This is a genomic window from Pseudomonas lundensis (assembly GCF_001042985.1).
GTDB classification, from domain to species: domain Bacteria; phylum Pseudomonadota; class Gammaproteobacteria; order Pseudomonadales; family Pseudomonadaceae; genus Aquipseudomonas; species Aquipseudomonas lundensis.
Genome location: NZ_JYKY01000012.1, coordinates 13,751 through 29,507 on the forward strand (window position 1 = coordinate 13,751; position 15,757 = coordinate 29,507).

Below are 15,757 nucleotides of genomic sequence, written 5' to 3' on the forward strand. Positions count from 1 at the left end.
ATCAGGTGCGCAGCGTGTTTACAGGCTGGAAATCCGCGCGTGCTGTTCTGCCAACTTGCTCAAAGCCTGTTCGGCTTCGGCCAATTTGGCGCGTTCCTTGTCGATGACTTCGGCCGGGGCCTTGTCAACGAACGCGGCGTTGGAGAGTTTCCCGCCTACGCGGGCCACTTCGCCGTGCAAACGCTGGATTTCCTTGTCCAGGCGCGCCAGTTCTGCATCTTTGTCGATCAAGCCGGCCATCGGCACCAGCACTTCCATCTCGCCCACCAGAGCGGTGGCTGACAGAGGGGCTTCGGCGCCGTCTTGCAGCACGGTGATCGATTCGAGTTTAGCCAGCTTTTTCAGCAAGGCATCGTTCTCGGCCAGACGGCGCTGGTCTTCGGTGTTGACGTTTTTCACGTACAACTGCAACGGCTTGCCGGGACCGATGTTCATTTCGCCGCGGATGTTACGCACGCCGAGCATCAGGCCTTTGAGCCATTCGATGTCATCTTCGGCCGCCTGATCGATGCGTGCTTCGTTCGCCACCGGCCACGGTTGCAGCATGATGGTCTTGCCTTCAACGCCCGCCAGCGGCGCGATGCGCTGCCAGATTTCTTCGGTGATGAACGGCATGAACGGATGCGCCAGGCGCAACGCGACTTCCAGCACGCGCACCAGTGTGCGACGGGTACCGCGCTGACGTTCTACCGGCGCGTTTTCGTCCCACAGTACCGGCTTGGACAGTTCGAGGTACCAGTCGCAGTACTGGTTCCAGATGAACTCGTACAGGGCTTGTGCCGCGAGGTCGAAACGGAACTGGTCGAGGTGACGGGTCACTTCGGCTTCTGTGCGCTGCAACTGCGAAATGATCCAGCGATCGGCCAGCGACAATTCGTAGGCTTCGCCGTTCTGGCCGCAGTCTTCGCCCTTGTCCAGCACGTAACGGGCGGCGTTCCAGATCTTGTTGCAGAAGTTGCGATAGCCTTCGACGCGACCCATGTCGAACTTGATGTCCCGACCGGTTGAGGCCAGCGAGCAGAAGGTGAAGCGCAGGGCGTCGGTGCCGTAGCTGGCGATGCCGTCCGCGAATTCGTCGCGGGTCTGCTTCTCGATTTTCTTCAGCAGCTTGGGCTGCATCAGGCCCGTGGTGCGTTTGGCCACCAGGTCTTCGAGTTCGATACCGTCGATGATGTCCAGCGGGTCCAGTACGTTGCCTTTGGACTTGGACATCTTCTGGCCCTGGCCGTCACGCACCAGGCCGTGAACGTACACGGTCTTGAACGGCACTTGCGGGGTGCCGTCTTCGTTTTTCACCAAATGCATGGTGAGCATGATCATCCGGGCTACCCAGAAGAAAATGATGTCGAAGCCGGTAACCAGCACGTCGGTCGAGTGGAAGGTTTTCAGCGCGTCGGTTTTTTCTGGCCAGCCAAGGGTGGAGAACGTCCACAGGCCCGAGCTGAACCAAGTGTCGAGCACGTCGTTGTCCTGTTGCAGCGCAACGTCCGGGCCCAGGTTGTTTTTGGCACGGACTTCGGCTTCGTCGCGACCGACATACACCTTGCCCGACTCGTCGTACCAGGCCGGGATCCGGTGGCCCCACCACAGCTGACGGCTGATGCACCAGTCCTGGATGTCACGCATCCACGAGAAGTACATGTTTTCGTATTGCTTGGGCACGAACGCGATGCGACCGTCTTCAACCGCGGCGATGGCCGGTTCGGCCAGCGGTTTGGTGGACACGTACCACTGGTCGGTCAGCCACGGCTCGATGATCGTGCCGGAACGGTCGCCCTTCGGTACTTTCAGGGCGTGGTCGTCAACGCTGACCAGCAGGCCGGCTTCGTCAAAGTCCGCGACGATCTGCTTGCGCGCTTCGAAGCGGTCCAGACCGGCGTATTTGGCCGGCAGGGTGCCGTCAATGGTCTCGTTCAGCGTGCCGTCAAGGTTGAACACTTGAGCGGAAGGCAAGACCTTGGCGTTTTTGTCGAAGATGTTCAGCAGCGGCAGGTTGTGGCGCTTGCCGACTTCGTAGTCGTTGAAATCGTGGGCCGGGGTGATTTTCACGCAGCCGGTGCCGAATTCAGGGTCGCAGTAATCGTCAGCGATGATCGGAATGCGGCGGCCAACCAGCGGCAGTTCGACGAACTTGCCGATCAGGGCCTGGTAGCGCTCATCGTTCGGGTTCACCGCAACGGCGGCGTCACCGAGCATGGTTTCGGGACGCGTGGTCGCCACGATCAGGTAGTCGTTGCCTTCAGCGGTCTTGGCGCCGTCGGCCAGCGGGTACTTGAGGTTCCACAGGAAACCTTTCTCGTCGTGGTTTTCCACTTCAAGGTCGGAAATCGCCGTGTGCAATTTGGTGTCCCAGTTGACCAGGCGCTTGCCACGGTAGATCAGGCCGTCTTCGTGCAGGCGAACGAACGCTTCTTTCACGGCTTCGGACAAGCCGTCGTCCATGGTGAAGCGCTCGCGGCTCCAGTCGACGGACGAGCCCAGGCGACGGATCTGACGGCTGATGTTGCCGCCGGACTGGTCTTTCCATTCCCAGATCTTGTCGAGGAATTTCTCGCGACCCAGGTCGTGGCGGTTCAGGCCCTGGGCTTCGATTTGGCGTTCAACCAGCATTTGCGTCGCGATACCGGCGTGGTCGGTGCCCGGCTGCCACAGGGTGTTACGGCCCTGCATGCGGCGGAAACGGATCAAGGCGTCCATGATCGCGTTATTGAAACCGTGCCCCATGTGCAGGCTGCCGGTAACGTTAGGCGGCGGGATCATGATGGTGTACGGGTCGCCCGCGCCTTGCGGGGCAAAATAGTTTTCTTCTTCCCAGGTTTTGTACCAGGAAGTTTCAATGGCGTGCGGCTGGTAGGTCTTATCCATGCGCGGCGGGACCCTATTGGCATTAATTCAGGAAAGCCGGCAAGTATAGCGGGGCGGGACGCATAGGGCGAGTTGTGCGCGGCGATTACAGGCCATCGGGCGCTCAGGGATCGGGCATCAGTTTTGATGCTGGCTGATCAGGCGCTCCATGTGTGCGTCGAGGCGGCGTTTGATTTCGGATTCGATGTGCGGGGCGTAGTCGTTGATGACGTCTTGCATGATCGCTTGCGCGGCCGTGCGCAGCTCTCTGTCCAGATGGACCAGCAAGGCGTCGGGGGCCTTGTCGGCGGCAGGCGCACTGGCGAGCGGTGGTTGCGCGGCTGGCACGGGCGCGGGTGTGGGTTCAAAGACCTCGTCCAGCAAGGGGATCTGCGTGCCTTGTTCGCCGACCATCTCGGTCAGCAGCGGCGGTTGCAGGCCTTCGTCGTCCAGCAGTTGGCGAATGGACTCAAGATCATCGAGCAGGTGTGCAGCTTTTTTCGGCGAATTGGGGGTGTCCATCGTGTGCTCAGAGTCGTTGTAACTTGTGGTCTTGCAGAGGATAGCCCTGTTCACGGTAGAAACGGAAACTCTCCCGTGCCGCCAGTCGAACGGCGGGGTCTTCGACCACGACTTCCGCCACGCGGGCGAAACGCTTGAAGGATTCGGGGACTTTCAGGTCCAGATTGATCAGCAGGTCCTGATGGCTGGCAGGCGCATCGGCCATGCCCATGACGATCACGCCATCGGGTTCGTCTTCGGCGTGGCTATGGGGCACAAAACTCTCGCCCTTGAAGCGCCACAGGCGTTGATCGAGGTCGTCGCGCTGGGCCGCGTCGCTGCAGTGCAGGTACACCCGATGCCCGAGACGCCAGGCTTTTTCGGTGAGTTTGCAGGCGAAATCCAGCCGCGCTGCCGGGTCTGCGCTGGGCAGGATATAAAAGTCGACTTTGGTTTTTTCAGAGGTCATTGCGGTTCCTGAATCGGGGCTGCGCCGCCCTCAAGCGGCGCAGCCTGCGATCAACAGTGTCAAGCGTTGGCGCGATCGAGCAGGTATTGCGTCAGCAATGGCACGGGACGGCCGCTGGCGCCTTTGTCCTTGCCGCCACTGACCCAGGCCGTGCCCGCGATGTCCAGGTGAGCCCAGTGGTAGGCCTTGGCAAACCGCGACAGGAAGCAGCCCGCGGTGATGGCGCCGGCTTTCGGGCCACCGATGTTGGCCATGTCGGCAAACGGGCTGTCCAGTTGCTCCTGGTATTCGTCGAACAGCGGCAATGGCCATGCGCGGTCATCGGCTTGCTTGCCCGCGTCCAGCAGTTGCTCGATCAGTTCGTCGTTGTTGCCCATCAGGCCGGAGGTGTGCGCCCCGAGTGCGACCATGCAGGCGCCAGTCAGGGTGGCGATGTCGATCACCGCTTGTGGCTTGAAACGTTCGGCGTAGGTCAGGGCATCGCACAGCACCAGACGGCCTTCGGCATCGGTGTTGAGGATTTCAACGGTTTGACCGCTCATGGTGGTCACGATGTCGCCCGGACGGGCCGCGCCGCCACTGGGCATGTTTTCGGCGCAGGCCAGAATGCACACCAGATTGATCGGCAGTTTCAGTTCGAGCACGGCGCGCAGGGTGCCGAAAACGCTGGCAGCACCGCCCATGTCGTACTTCATTTCATCCATGCCCGCGCCCGGCTTGAGGCTGATGCCGCCGGTGTCGAAGGTGATGCCTTTGCCCACCAAGACAAACGGTTTTTCGGATTTCTTGCCGCCCGCATAGTTCATCACGATCAGGCGGGGCGGTTGGTCGCTGCCCTGGCCAACGGCGTAGAACGCGCCCATGCCCAGGTCCTTGATTTTCTTTTCGTCGAGAATCTCGACCTTCAGGCCCTTGAACGTCTTGCCCAAGGTTTTGGCCTGTTCGGCCAGGAACGTCGGGTGGCAGATGTTCGGCGGCAGGTTGCCCAGGTCGCGGGTGAAGGACATGCCAGCAGCAATGGCTTGGGCGTGGGTCACGGCCAGTTGCACTTCAGCCTGCGCGGCCTTGATGGTCAGCAGGGTGATTTTTTTCAGGGCGCGGGGTTCGGCTTTCTGGCTTTTGAATCGGTCGAACGTGTAATCGCCGTCTGCCAGGGTTTCGGCCAGCAGGCGCGTTTTGCCGTAGCTGTCGCGGCCCTTGACCACCAGTTCGTCGAGGGCAAAGACCGCCTCGCTGCCACCCAGGCCTTTAAGGACGCTCAGGGCGCCGCTGATGATTTTCCGGAACGGGCGGTCGCCCAATTCTTCGTCTTTACCCGTGCCCACTAGCAACACGCGCTCGGCTTTGATGTTGGGCAGGGTATGCAGCAACAGGCTTTGGCCGGTCTTGCCGGCGAGGTCGCCGCGCTTGAGGACTGCGCTGATCGCGCCGCCGGTGAGTTCGTCGAGGGCCTTGGCGGTCGGGCCGAGCTTGCGGCCTTCGCCGACGGCGACCACGAGAGTGGCCGTTTTCAACGTTTCTGGGCTAACGCTTTTTACAACCAGTTCCATGTCCGGGTCCCTGAATCAAATGGTCAACGTGCGCACAAACGCGTGGGTTTGAGTGCTTATGGATGAAACGCTTCACCTGTCTAAGCGGGGCTGCGTCTAGTCGGGCAGTTTGAACCCCGTCGGTCGCGGCTGACAACCCTTGCGTGGCCTGCAATGGCTGCTTTGTAACCTTGGGTAAGCAAGCGCAGTGACAGGCGAGGTCATTCACAGGATAATGCGCCATCTTTTTAGTCGGCCCGGCTCATCTATGATGAATGCCTGACCCACTGGTAACGCCGCTTGTTTGGCCGCCTTAGCCTGACGACCCTGGAGTGTCTGGTTTGATCGTCTTCCGTTATTTGTCCCGCGAAGTCCTGCTTACATTGAGCGCTGTCAGCGCTGTGCTGCTGGTCATCATCATGAGCGGTCGCTTCATCAAGTACCTGGCACAGGCTGCCTCTGGCGCTCTGGACCCGGGTTCCCTGTTCCTGATCATGGGCTTCCGTCTGCCGGGCTTCATGCAGCTGATTCTGCCGTTGGGGCTGTTTCTCGGTATTTTGCTGGCCTATGGCCGTCTGTACCTCGAAAGCGAAATGACCGTGCTTTCGGCCACGGGCATGAGCCAGCAGCGCCTGCTGGGCCTGACCATGATTCCGGCGGCGTTCGTGGCCCTGATCGTGGCCTGGCTGAGCCTGAGCCTGGCGCCGCAGGGTGCGAACCAGTTTCAGCTGTTGCTGAACAAGCAAGATGCACTGACCGAGTTCGACACGCTGGTGCCTGGCCGCTTCCAGGCGTTGAGCGACGGTTCGCGCGTGACCTACACCGAAGAGCTGACCAACGACCGGACCAACCTCTCGGGCGTGTTCATCTCGCAAAAAAGCCTGGGTCAGGACGCCAAGGACCGCAGCATCTCGGTGCTGGTGGCCGAAACAGGCCATCAGGAAGTCCGTCCCGATGGCAGTCGCTGGCTGATTCTCAATAACGGCTACCGCTATGACGGTAACCCGGGTCTGGCCGATTACCGCGCGATCAAGTACGACACCTATGGTGTGCTGTTGCCCAAGCCCGATGCCAGCGATGAAGTGACCGATCGCGATGCAATCCCGACCCTCGACCTGATTGGCAACCCCGAGCCGCGGGCAATTGCCGAGCTGCAATGGCGTATTTCATTGCCACTGCTGGTGTTTATCGTGACCCTCATCGCCGTGCCGCTGTCACGCGTCAACCCGCGTCAGGGCCGCTTCCTCAAGCTGTTGCCGGCGATTCTTCTTTATATGGGTTACCTGACCATTCTGATTTCGGCCCGTGGCGCCCTGGAAAAAGGCAAGTTGTCGCCCGCCCTGGGGCTGTGGTGGGTGCATGCGCTGTTCCTGGCCATTGGCCTGTTGTTGCTGTACTGGGAGCCGCTGCGCTTGAAGCTGGCTAGTCGCCGTAGCGTGAAGGAGATGACGCGTGGGTAAGCTCGACCGCTACATCGGTAGCAGCGTCTTTTTGGCGATCCTGGCTGTGCTGGGCATTATTTTGGGGCTGGCGTCGCTGTTCGCGTTCATCGACGAGACGGGCAATATCAGCGACAGCTATACCGTGATGGACGTGCTCAGCTACGTGCTGCTGACGGCACCGCGGCGCATGTATGACATGTTGCCAATGGCGGCGCTGATCGGCTGCCTGATCGGGCTGGGCAGTCTGGCCAGCAACAGCGAGCTGACCATCATGCGTGCGGCAGGTGTGTCCATCGGCCGTATCGTGTGGTCGGTCATGAAACCCATGCTGGTGCTGATGGTGGCGGGCGTGCTGGTGGGCGAATACGTGGCACCTGCCACTGAAACCATGGCGCAGGCCAATCGGGCGCTGGCGCTGGGCAGCGGTGATGCGCAAAGCTCCAAGCACGGTTTGTGGCACCGTCAGGGTGAAGAGTTCATCCACATCAACGCCGTCCAGCCGAACGGCACGCTGTTTGGCGTAACGCGCTACCGCTTTGACGAAGAGCGCCACATGCTGTCGTCAAGCTTCGCCAAAAAGGCAGAGTTCGACCAAGATCACTGGCAGCTCACGGATGTGAGTACCACGCTGTTCCACGACCGCAGCACTGAAGTGGTCAGCGCACCGGTCGAGCGTTGGGACGTGGCCCTGAGCCCGCAGTTGCTCAACACCGTGGTGATGGCCCCTGAGTCGCTGTCAATCAGCGGTCTGTGGAATTACATCCATTACCTGAAAGACCAGGGTTTGAATAACGGTCGTTACTGGCTGGCATTTTGGGTCAAGGTGTTGCAGCCGCTGGTCACTGCCGCGCTGGTGTTGATGGCGATTTCCTTCATTTTCGGCCCGTTGCGCTCGGTGACCCTGGGGCAGCGGGTGTTTACCGGCGTGCTGGTGGGCTTCACGTTCAAGATCGCGCAAGACCTGCTGGGGCCGTCCAGTCTGGTGTTTGGCTTCTCTCCGCTGTTTGCGGTGATATTGCCAGCCCTCATTTGCGCCCTGGCGGGCGTCTGGCTGTTGCGACGGGCGGGTTGATCGACCTGTAAAGCTCGAACCAAAAGCCTCTGTCCCGCGACAGGGGCTTTTTTGTGGGGGAGCATTGGCCTGTAAACGTGACGCTCGTCGCGATCACAGGTACAATTCCCGGCTATTTTTCGGCGGGCAGTCTGCCTGCGACTTTTTTTGAGTGTTGACCCGTGAGTGATTTGAGTCATATCCGCAATTTCTCCATCATCGCCCACATTGACCATGGCAAGTCGACGCTGGCCGATCGTTTCATCCAGATGTGCGGCGGCCTGACTGCCCGTGAAATGGAAGCCCAGGTGCTGGACTCCATGGACCTCGAGCGTGAGCGCGGGATCACCATCAAGGCCCACAGCGTTACTCTGTATTACAAGGCGCAAGACGGTAATACCTACCAGTTGAACTTCATTGATACCCCCGGCCACGTTGACTTCACCTATGAAGTCAGCCGTTCGCTGGCGGCCTGTGAAGGTGCCTTGCTGGTGGTCGATGCGGGGCAGGGCGTAGAGGCCCAGTCCGTCGCCAACTGCTACACCGCTATCGAGCAGGGCCTTGAGGTCATGCCGGTTCTGAACAAGATCGACCTGCCGCAAGCCGATCCTGATCGGGTGAAGGAAGAAATCGAGAAGATCATCGGTATCGATGCCACCGACGCCGTAACGTGCAGCGCCAAGACCGGCCTGGGCGTCGATGAAGTGCTCGAGCGTCTGGTGCACACCATTCCTGCGCCGACCGGCAACATCGAAGATCCGCTGCAAGCGTTGATCATCGACTCCTGGTTCGACAACTACCTGGGCGTTGTGTCCCTGGTTCGCGTGCGCCACGGCCGTGTGAAAAAGGGCGACAAGATTCTGGTCAAGTCCACCGGCAAGATCCATCTGGTGGACAGCGTCGGTGTATTCAACCCCAAGCACACGGCGACCGCCGACCTCAAAGCCGGTGAAGTAGGTTTCATCATCGCGGGTATCAAGGACATTCACGGCGCGCCAGTGGGCGACACCCTGACCTTGAGTTCCACCCCGGATGTGGACGTCCTGCCCGGCTTCAAACGCATTCAGCCGCAGGTGTACGCCGGTCTGTTCCCGGTCAGCTCCGACGACTTCGAAGACTTCCGCGATGCACTGCAAAAGCTCACGCTGAACGACTCGTCGCTGCAATACACCCCGGAAAGCTCCGACGCACTGGGCTTCGGCTTCCGTTGCGGCTTCCTCGGCATGCTGCACATGGAGATCATTCAGGAGCGCCTGGAGCGCGAGTACGACCTGGACCTGATCACCACCGCGCCAACCGTTATTTTCGAGTTGCTGCTCAAGACCGGTGAAACGATTTACGTCGACAACCCGTCCAAGCTGCCGGACCTTTCCATGATTGAAGACATGCGCGAGCCTATCGTGCGTGCCAACATTCTTGTGCCTCAAGAGCACCTGGGCAACGTCATTACCCTGTGCATTGAGAAGCGTGGCGTTCAACACGACATGCTGTTCCTGGGCACACAGGTACAAGTGACCTACGATTTGCCGATGAACGAAGTGGTTCTGGACTTCTTCGACCGTCTCAAATCCACCAGTCGCGGCTATGCTTCGCTCGATTACCACTTTGACCGTTACCAGTCTGCCAACCTGGTGAAGCTCGACGTGCTGATCAACGGTGAGAAGGTCGATGCACTGGCCTTGATCGTTCACCGTGACAACGCTCACTACAAAGGGCGTGCACTGACCGAAAAAATGAAAGAACTGATTCCGCGTCAGATGTTCGATGTCGCCATTCAGGCCGCCATTGGCGGGCAGATTGTGGCGCGAACCACTGTCAAGGCACTCAGAAAGAACGTACTGGCCAAATGCTACGGTGGTGACGTTAGCCGTAAGCGCAAGCTGTTGGAAAAGCAAAAGGCCGGTAAAAAACGCATGAAGCAAGTGGGTAACGTGGAAATTCCACAAGAAGCCTTCCTTGCAGTGCTCAGGTTGGATAGTTAGGTCCTATGTCACTAAATTTCCCGCTGTTGCTGGTCATTGCTGTAGCCGTCTGCGGTTTGCTGGCGCTGCTCGATCTGGTCTTCCTGGCGCCTCGCCGGCGCAAGGCTGTTGCCAACTATCAGGCCAGCGTCCAGCCGGCCGATATGCAGGTGGTCGAGAAGCTCAACAAGGAACCGCTGCTGGTTGAATACGGCAAGTCGTTTTTCCCGGTGTTGTTCATCGTGCTGGTGCTGCGTTCGTTTCTGGTTGAGCCGTTCCAGATTCCGTCCGGCTCGATGAAGCCGACGCTGGACGTGGGCGACTTCATTTTGGTGAACAAGTTTTCTTACGGGATCCGCCTGCCGGTGATCGACAAGAAAGTCATCGAAGTGGGTGATCCGCAGCGGGGCGATGTGATGGTGTTCCGCTACCCGAGCGATCCGACCGTCAACTACATCAAGCGTGTAGTGGGCCTGCCGGGCGACAAAATCCGTTACACCAGCGACAAGAAGCTCTACGTCAACGATCAATTGGTTGCCGAGACGCTGGTGGGGGCCGAGCCCGGCACGCTGGGCAGCGCACAACTGTACAAAGAAAAGCTGGGCGAAGTGGAGCACATGATCCGCAAGGAAATGAGCCGCTACCGCACACCGCCTGATCATGAATGGACGGTTCCGGCCGGGCATTACTTCATGATGGGTGACAACCGCGACAATTCGAACGACAGCCGTTATTGGGATGATCCGAACATTCCCAAAGACGAGCTGGGCATGGTCCCCGACAAGAATATCGTCGGCAAGGCCTTCGCTGTTTGGATGAGCTGGCCCGAACCGAAAATGAGCCATTTGCCGAACTTCTCGCGAGTGGGTCTGATCAAGTAGCCAAAACGGCGCTGTTAATAACAGCGCCGAATGCTTTTCAGGTGGCCGTATAAATCGGCGGCCTGACGGTTCTTACAACCGCCGTGCAGCGTCAGGCACGGCGGCAACAGTATTCAGGATGTGGATTTGAACAAAGCGTTAAGTGCGACGGCGGCGAACAGCCTGTTCCCCGTCCATTTGCTATGCGATAAACGAGCATCACTGATCCCTAATATCGGTCCGGTGGTGACATTCGGCCACGAACTCAGCGTGGGTAAATCGTGAGTTTTTCATTAAGTCGTTTAGAGCAGCAGCTCGGTTACACCTTCAAGGACCAGGAACTGATGGTTCTGGCCCTCACGCACCGCAGCTTCGCGGGGCGCAATAATGAGCGTCTTGAGTTTCTCGGTGATGCGATCCTCAATTTTGTAGCCGGTGAAGCGCTGTTTGATCGCTTTCCGCTGGCTCGCGAAGGCCAGCTGTCGCGTTTACGTGCCCGTCTGGTCAAGGGCGAAACCCTCGCCGTACTGGCCCGTGGTTTCGAGTTGGGCGAGTACCTGCGCCTGGGCTCGGGCGAGCTGAAAAGCGGCGGGTTCCGTCGCGAGTCGATTCTGGCCGATGCCCTTGAAGCGCTGATCGGCGCCATCTACCTGGATGCGGGCATGGAAGTGGCCCGCGACCGCGTACTGGCCTGGCTGGCCAGCGAGTTCGAGACGTTGACCCTGGTCGACACCAACAAAGATCCGAAAACCCGACTGCAAGAGTTCCTGCAGTCGCGTGCCTGTGAGCTGCCGCGTTATGAAGTGGTGGATATCCAGGGCGAACCGCATTGCCGCACCTTCTTTGTAGAGTGCGAAATTGCCTTATTGAATGAAAAAAGCCGGGGTCAGGGTGTGAGCCGTCGCATTGCCGAACAGGTAGCGGCCGCTGCAGCACTGATTGCCCTTGGCGTGGAGAATGGCCATGACTGATTCAACTGCAACACGCTGTGGCTATGTCGCCATTGTTGGCCGACCAAACGTGGGTAAGTCCACGCTGCTGAACCATATCCTCGGTCAAAAGCTGGCGATCACTTCGCGCAAGCCGCAAACCACTCGTCACAACATGCTCGGCATTAAAACCGAAGGCAGTGTGCAGGCGGTTTACGTCGACACCCCGGGCATGCACAAGGGTGGCGAGAAAGCCCTGAACCGCTACATGAACAAAACCGCTTCGGCAGCGTTGAAAGACGTCGACGTGGTGATCTTTGTCGTGGACCGCACCAAGTGGACTGACGAAGACCAGATGGTACTGGAGCGCGTGCAGTACGTGACCGGCCCGCTGATCGTGGCGTTGAACAAGACCGATCGCATCGAAGACAAAGCCGAGATGATGCCGCACCTGAGCTGGCTGCAGGCGCAACTGCCGAACGCGCAGATCATCCCGATCTCGGCTCAGCACGGCCATAACCTGGACGCGCTTGAGCGTGTGATTGCCGATCACCTGCCGGAAAACGAGCATTTCTTCCCAGAAGACCAGATCACCGACCGCAGCAGCCGCTTCCTGGCCGCCGAGCTGGTCCGCGAAAAGATCATGCGCCAGATGGGTGCAGAACTGCCGTACCAGATCACCGTCGAGATCGAAGAGTTCAAGCAGCAGGGCAAAACCCTGCATATCCATGCCTTGATTCTGGTGGAGCGTGACGGCCAGAAAAAAATCATCATTGGCGACAAAGGTGAGCGCATCAAGCGTATTGGCACTGAAGCGCGCAAGGACATGGAGCTGCTGTTCGACTCCAAAATCATGCTTAACCTGTGGGTGAAGGTGAAGGGTGGCTGGTCCGACGACGAGCGCGCCCTGCGTTCGTTGGGCTACGGCGACCTGTAACGGCAGCTTTTCATTCCCCCCGTTCCTGCAGGAACGGGGGGAGCAGCAGTGCTGCGCAGATGTGCTTTTACTTCCAGTCCCTCTTCCTCAATAGGCAAGGTGAGGGCGCTTTTCGTTTTCACAGAGGCGTGCCTGCCATGTCCAGTTCCCCCCCCACCGCGCAACTTGCCTACGTCCTGCACAGCCGCCCCTACCGTGAAACCAGTGCGCTGGTGGATTTCATCACGCCGCAGGGGCGTTTGCGGGCAGTGCTGCGCAGTGCGCGGGGCAAGGCCGGTTCGCTGGCGCGGCCTTTTGTCCCTCTGGAAATCGAGTTTCGCGGGCGCGGCGAGCTGAAAAACGTCGGGCGCATGGAGAGCGCCGGGGTGTCCACCTGGCTCAATGGCGAAGCGTTATTCAGCGGTCTTTATCTCAATGAATTGTTAGTGCGCTTGCTACCGGCTGAAGACCCGCACCCTGCGGTCTTTGATCACTACGCAGCCACCCTCCTGGCGTTGGCCGAAGGTCGACCGCTGGAACCTCTGCTACGGGCCTTCGAATGGCGCTTGCTGGATGATTTGGGGTACGGGTTTTCGCTTTCTCGGGACATTCAGGGTGAGCCGATAGCCAGTGACGGCATGTACCGTTTGCAGGTGGATGCCGGGCTGGAGCGCATTTATCTGGTACAGCCGGGGTTGTTTCACGGCGCTGAGCTACAGGCCATGGCCGAGGCTGACTGGACCACAGCGGGTGCGTTGTCGGCGGCCAAGCGTTTGATGCGCCAGGCATTGGCGGTTCACTTGGCGGGCAAGCCCCTGGCCAGTCGTGAGTTGTTTCGCAAGCCCTGAATAGACCGGTATGCTGTGCGCCGAATCTTCAACTCTTCAGGAGAGCCCTCGTGACCCAAAGCAATCGCATCCTTCTCGGCGTGAATATCGACCACGTAGCCACGCTGCGTCAGGCTCGGGGCACGCGTTACCCTGATCCGGTCAAGGCCGCGCTGGACGCTGAAGAGGCGGGCGCCGATGGCATCACCGTGCACTTGCGTGAAGACCGCCGTCACATTCAAGAGCGCGACGTGTTGTTGCTCAAGGATGTGCTGCAAACCCGCATGAATTTCGAGATGGGCGTGACCGAAGAAATGATGGCGTTTGCCGAGCGCATTCGTCCGGCGCACATCTGTCTGGTGCCTGAAACCCGTCAGGAACTGACCACGGAGGGTGGGTTGGACGTGGCGGGGCAGGAAGCCCGGATTAAAGCAGCGGTTGAGCGCTTGAGCCGGATTGGCTGTGAAGTGTCGCTGTTCATCGATGCCGATGAGCGTCAGATCGAGGCATCGAAGCGAGTCGGTGCGCCGGCGATTGAATTGCACACCGGTCGGTATGCCGATGCGCAAACCCCCGCCGAGGTGGCGCAAGAACTGCAACGGGTAGCGCAAGGCGTGGCCTGTGGTCTGGCTCAAGGGCTGATCGTCAATGCCGGGCATGGCCTGCATTACCACAACGTTGAGGCCGTGGCCGCCATCAAAGGCATCAATGAGCTGAACATCGGTCATGCGTTGGTGGCACATGCCCTGTTCGTAGGCTTCAAGTCGGCCGTCTCGGAAATGAAAGCGTTGATTGTGGCAGCCGCCAGGCACTGAGGGCATTTACGCTTTCAAGCAGCGCAAACTGCGCGGTGCGGGTGCGACAGGCACTTGATCGCCGGATAAGCCGCCTCGAACCGCAGCAGCAATGAAGAGCCGCAGCTACAGCTGGGGTTCTTCTTTGGGCTTGGTCTTGTCGATGCCGGGAATGTGCAGCTTGCTGTCAGCCGCCTGGTCGCCTTCAAGCTGCGGCTGCGTGGCCCATGTCAGGATGTCGTAGTAACGACGGATGTTGGCCACAAAATGCACAGGCTCGCCGCCGCGGGCGTAGCCATAACGGGTTTTGCTGTACCACTGCTTCTGCGCAAGGCGGGGCAGCATCTTTTTGACGTCCAGCCACTTGTTCGGGTTCAGGCCTTCTTTCTTGGCCAGTTTGCGTGCGTCTTCCAGATGCCCGCCGCCGACGTTGTAGGCTGCCAGGGCAAACCAGGTACGATCCGGCTCCTGGATGTCGTCGTCCAGCTCGCTTTTGATCAGCGCCAGGTACTTAGCGCCGCCCTGAATGCTTTGCTTGGCATCCAGCCGATTGGCCACACCCATGGCCTGCGCCGTATTCTGCGTCAGCATCATCAGCCCGCGAACACCGGTTTTTGAGGTGACAGTCGGTTGCCACAGCGATTCCTGGTAGCCCATCGCCGCCAGCAGGCGCCAGTCGATGCCTTCTTTCTTGGCGGCATCCTTGAAGAATTTTTCGTACTTGGGCAAGCGCTGCTGCAAGTGCTGGGCGAAGGTGTAGGCGCCCACATAACCCAGTACGTCCACGTGGCCGTAGTAACGGTCCTTGAGGCGCTGCAGCGTGCCGTTCTTTTCGACCTTGTCCAGATAAGCATTGATCTCGTTCAGCAGGCTGTTGTCTTCGCCTGCCATCACCGCCCAGCGCTGGCTGCGGGCGTCACCCAGATCAAACGCGACGCGCACATTGGGAAAATACACCTGGTTCATGGCCACTTCGTTGGAGTCCACCAGGGTCAGGTCGATTTGCCCCTCATCGACCATGCGCAACAGGTCGACCACTTCCACGGCGTCGGATTCGTCGTATTCAATGCCAGGGTATTGTTTCTTCAGTTCGGCAAGCTGTTCTGCGTGGGAACTGCCTTTAAGGACGGTAATACGTTTGCCTACCAGATCAGCGGCAGAGGTAGGGCGCGACTGCCCATTGCGGTAGATGATCTGGGGCGTGACTTCGAGGTAAGGGTGGGAAAACTTGGCTTGTTTGAGTCGATTCTCGCTGCTGACCAATCCGGCAGCAGCCAGCACAGGGCCGTCAGGCTGGCCCAACTGGGTAAACATGTCATCCAGGTTGTCAGCGGTCTCGATTTTGAGTTCGACACCCAAGTCGTCGGCAAAGCGTTTGACCAGCTCGTATTCGAAGCCGGTTTCGCCGTTGCGGTCTTCAAAGTAAGTGGCCGGGCTGTTACGAGTAATGACCCGCAGTACCCCGTCCTCCTTTACACGCTCCAGAGTGCTGGGTTTTTCAACGCAGGCACCGAGCATCAGGAAGAGTCCGGTTGCGAGGAGCCATTTGGCGCAGCGCGGGCGGATTGCTGATAGAGAAAACATGCGCGCAGTATACGCAAAGCAGGGCGGGTGCCATATCTCGACAATATGTA

At 59.3% G+C, this 15,757-nt stretch carries 13 protein-coding genes; 8 read left to right on the forward strand and 5 right to left on the reverse strand.

All coding sequences use genetic code 11. The features are described from left to right. Positions 1-18: 18 nt before the first annotated feature. The 4 genes from TU74_RS11635 to TU74_RS11650 form a co-directional block, all read right to left on the reverse strand. The gene (locus tag TU74_RS11635) at positions 19-2,865 is read right to left on the reverse strand and encodes a valine--tRNA ligase (protein WP_048376598.1); all 2,847 of its coding nucleotides are present in this window, start codon (positions 2,863-2,865) and stop codon (positions 19-21) included. Between the two features lie 117 nt (positions 2,866-2,982). Next, positions 2,983-3,366 carry a hypothetical protein gene (locus TU74_RS11640; protein ID WP_047277409.1) on the reverse strand — a complete coding sequence of 128 codons (384 nt, stop codon included), beginning with the start codon at positions 3,364-3,366 and terminating at the stop codon, positions 2,983-2,985. Between the two features lie 7 nt (positions 3,367-3,373). Further along, complete coding sequence (locus TU74_RS11645; protein ID WP_047295208.1) at positions 3,374-3,814, reverse strand: DNA polymerase III subunit chi; 441 nt, start codon at positions 3,812-3,814, stop codon at positions 3,374-3,376. 59 nt (positions 3,815-3,873) lie between these two features. Then, the gene (locus TU74_RS11650) at positions 3,874-5,364 is read right to left on the reverse strand and encodes a leucyl aminopeptidase (protein WP_047278353.1); all 1,491 of its coding nucleotides are present in this window, start codon (positions 5,362-5,364) and stop codon (positions 3,874-3,876) included. A 320-nt stretch (positions 5,365-5,684) separates the two neighbouring features. Between TU74_RS11650 and lptF the strand changes: the two genes are divergently transcribed. From lptF to pdxJ, 8 genes are all read left to right on the forward strand, one after another. After that, a complete protein-coding gene (gene lptF / locus TU74_RS11655; RefSeq protein ID WP_048376600.1) occupies positions 5,685-6,803 on the forward strand; it encodes an LPS export ABC transporter permease LptF in 1,119 nt (372 codons plus the stop codon). Next, positions 6,796-7,857, forward strand: coding sequence for an LPS export ABC transporter permease LptG (gene lptG, locus TU74_RS11660; RefSeq protein WP_048376602.1), 1,062 nt, complete (start codon positions 6,796-6,798; stop codon positions 7,855-7,857). The genes lptF and lptG overlap by 8 nt, the downstream gene beginning before the upstream one ends. 161 nt (positions 7,858-8,018) lie before the next feature. After that, positions 8,019-9,818, forward strand: a complete 1,800-nt coding sequence (lepA, locus tag TU74_RS11665; RefSeq protein WP_047277399.1) for a translation elongation factor 4 — start codon at positions 8,019-8,021, stop codon at positions 9,816-9,818. Between the two features lie 5 nt (positions 9,819-9,823). Then, positions 9,824-10,678, forward strand: coding sequence for a signal peptidase I (gene lepB, locus TU74_RS11670; protein ID WP_047277397.1), 855 nt, complete (start codon positions 9,824-9,826; stop codon positions 10,676-10,678). Positions 10,679-10,938: 260 nt separating this feature from the next. Then, on the forward strand, positions 10,939-11,628 hold the full coding sequence (rnc, locus tag TU74_RS11675) for a ribonuclease III (RefSeq protein ID WP_047278350.1): 690 nt from the start codon (positions 10,939-10,941) through the stop codon (positions 11,626-11,628). Further along, entirely contained in the window at positions 11,621-12,523 is a 903-nt protein-coding gene (era, locus tag TU74_RS11680; RefSeq protein WP_047277393.1) for a GTPase Era, read from the forward strand. Before rnc ends, era begins: the two co-directional genes overlap by 8 nt. A gap of 137 nt (positions 12,524-12,660) precedes the next feature. Then, on the forward strand, positions 12,661-13,350 hold the full coding sequence (gene recO, locus TU74_RS11685) for a DNA repair protein RecO (protein ID WP_047295201.1): 690 nt from the start codon (positions 12,661-12,663) through the stop codon (positions 13,348-13,350). A 50-nt stretch (positions 13,351-13,400) separates the two neighbouring features. After that, positions 13,401-14,144, forward strand: a complete 744-nt coding sequence (gene pdxJ, locus TU74_RS11690; RefSeq protein ID WP_047278346.1) for a pyridoxine 5'-phosphate synthase — start codon at positions 13,401-13,403, stop codon at positions 14,142-14,144. Between the two features lie 105 nt (positions 14,145-14,249). Here the strand turns inward: pdxJ and mltF are convergent, their stop codons facing one another. Then, entirely contained in the window at positions 14,250-15,707 is a 1,458-nt protein-coding gene (gene mltF, locus TU74_RS11695; RefSeq protein WP_047277387.1) for a membrane-bound lytic murein transglycosylase MltF, read from the reverse strand. Between the last annotated feature and the right edge of the window lie 50 nt (positions 15,708-15,757).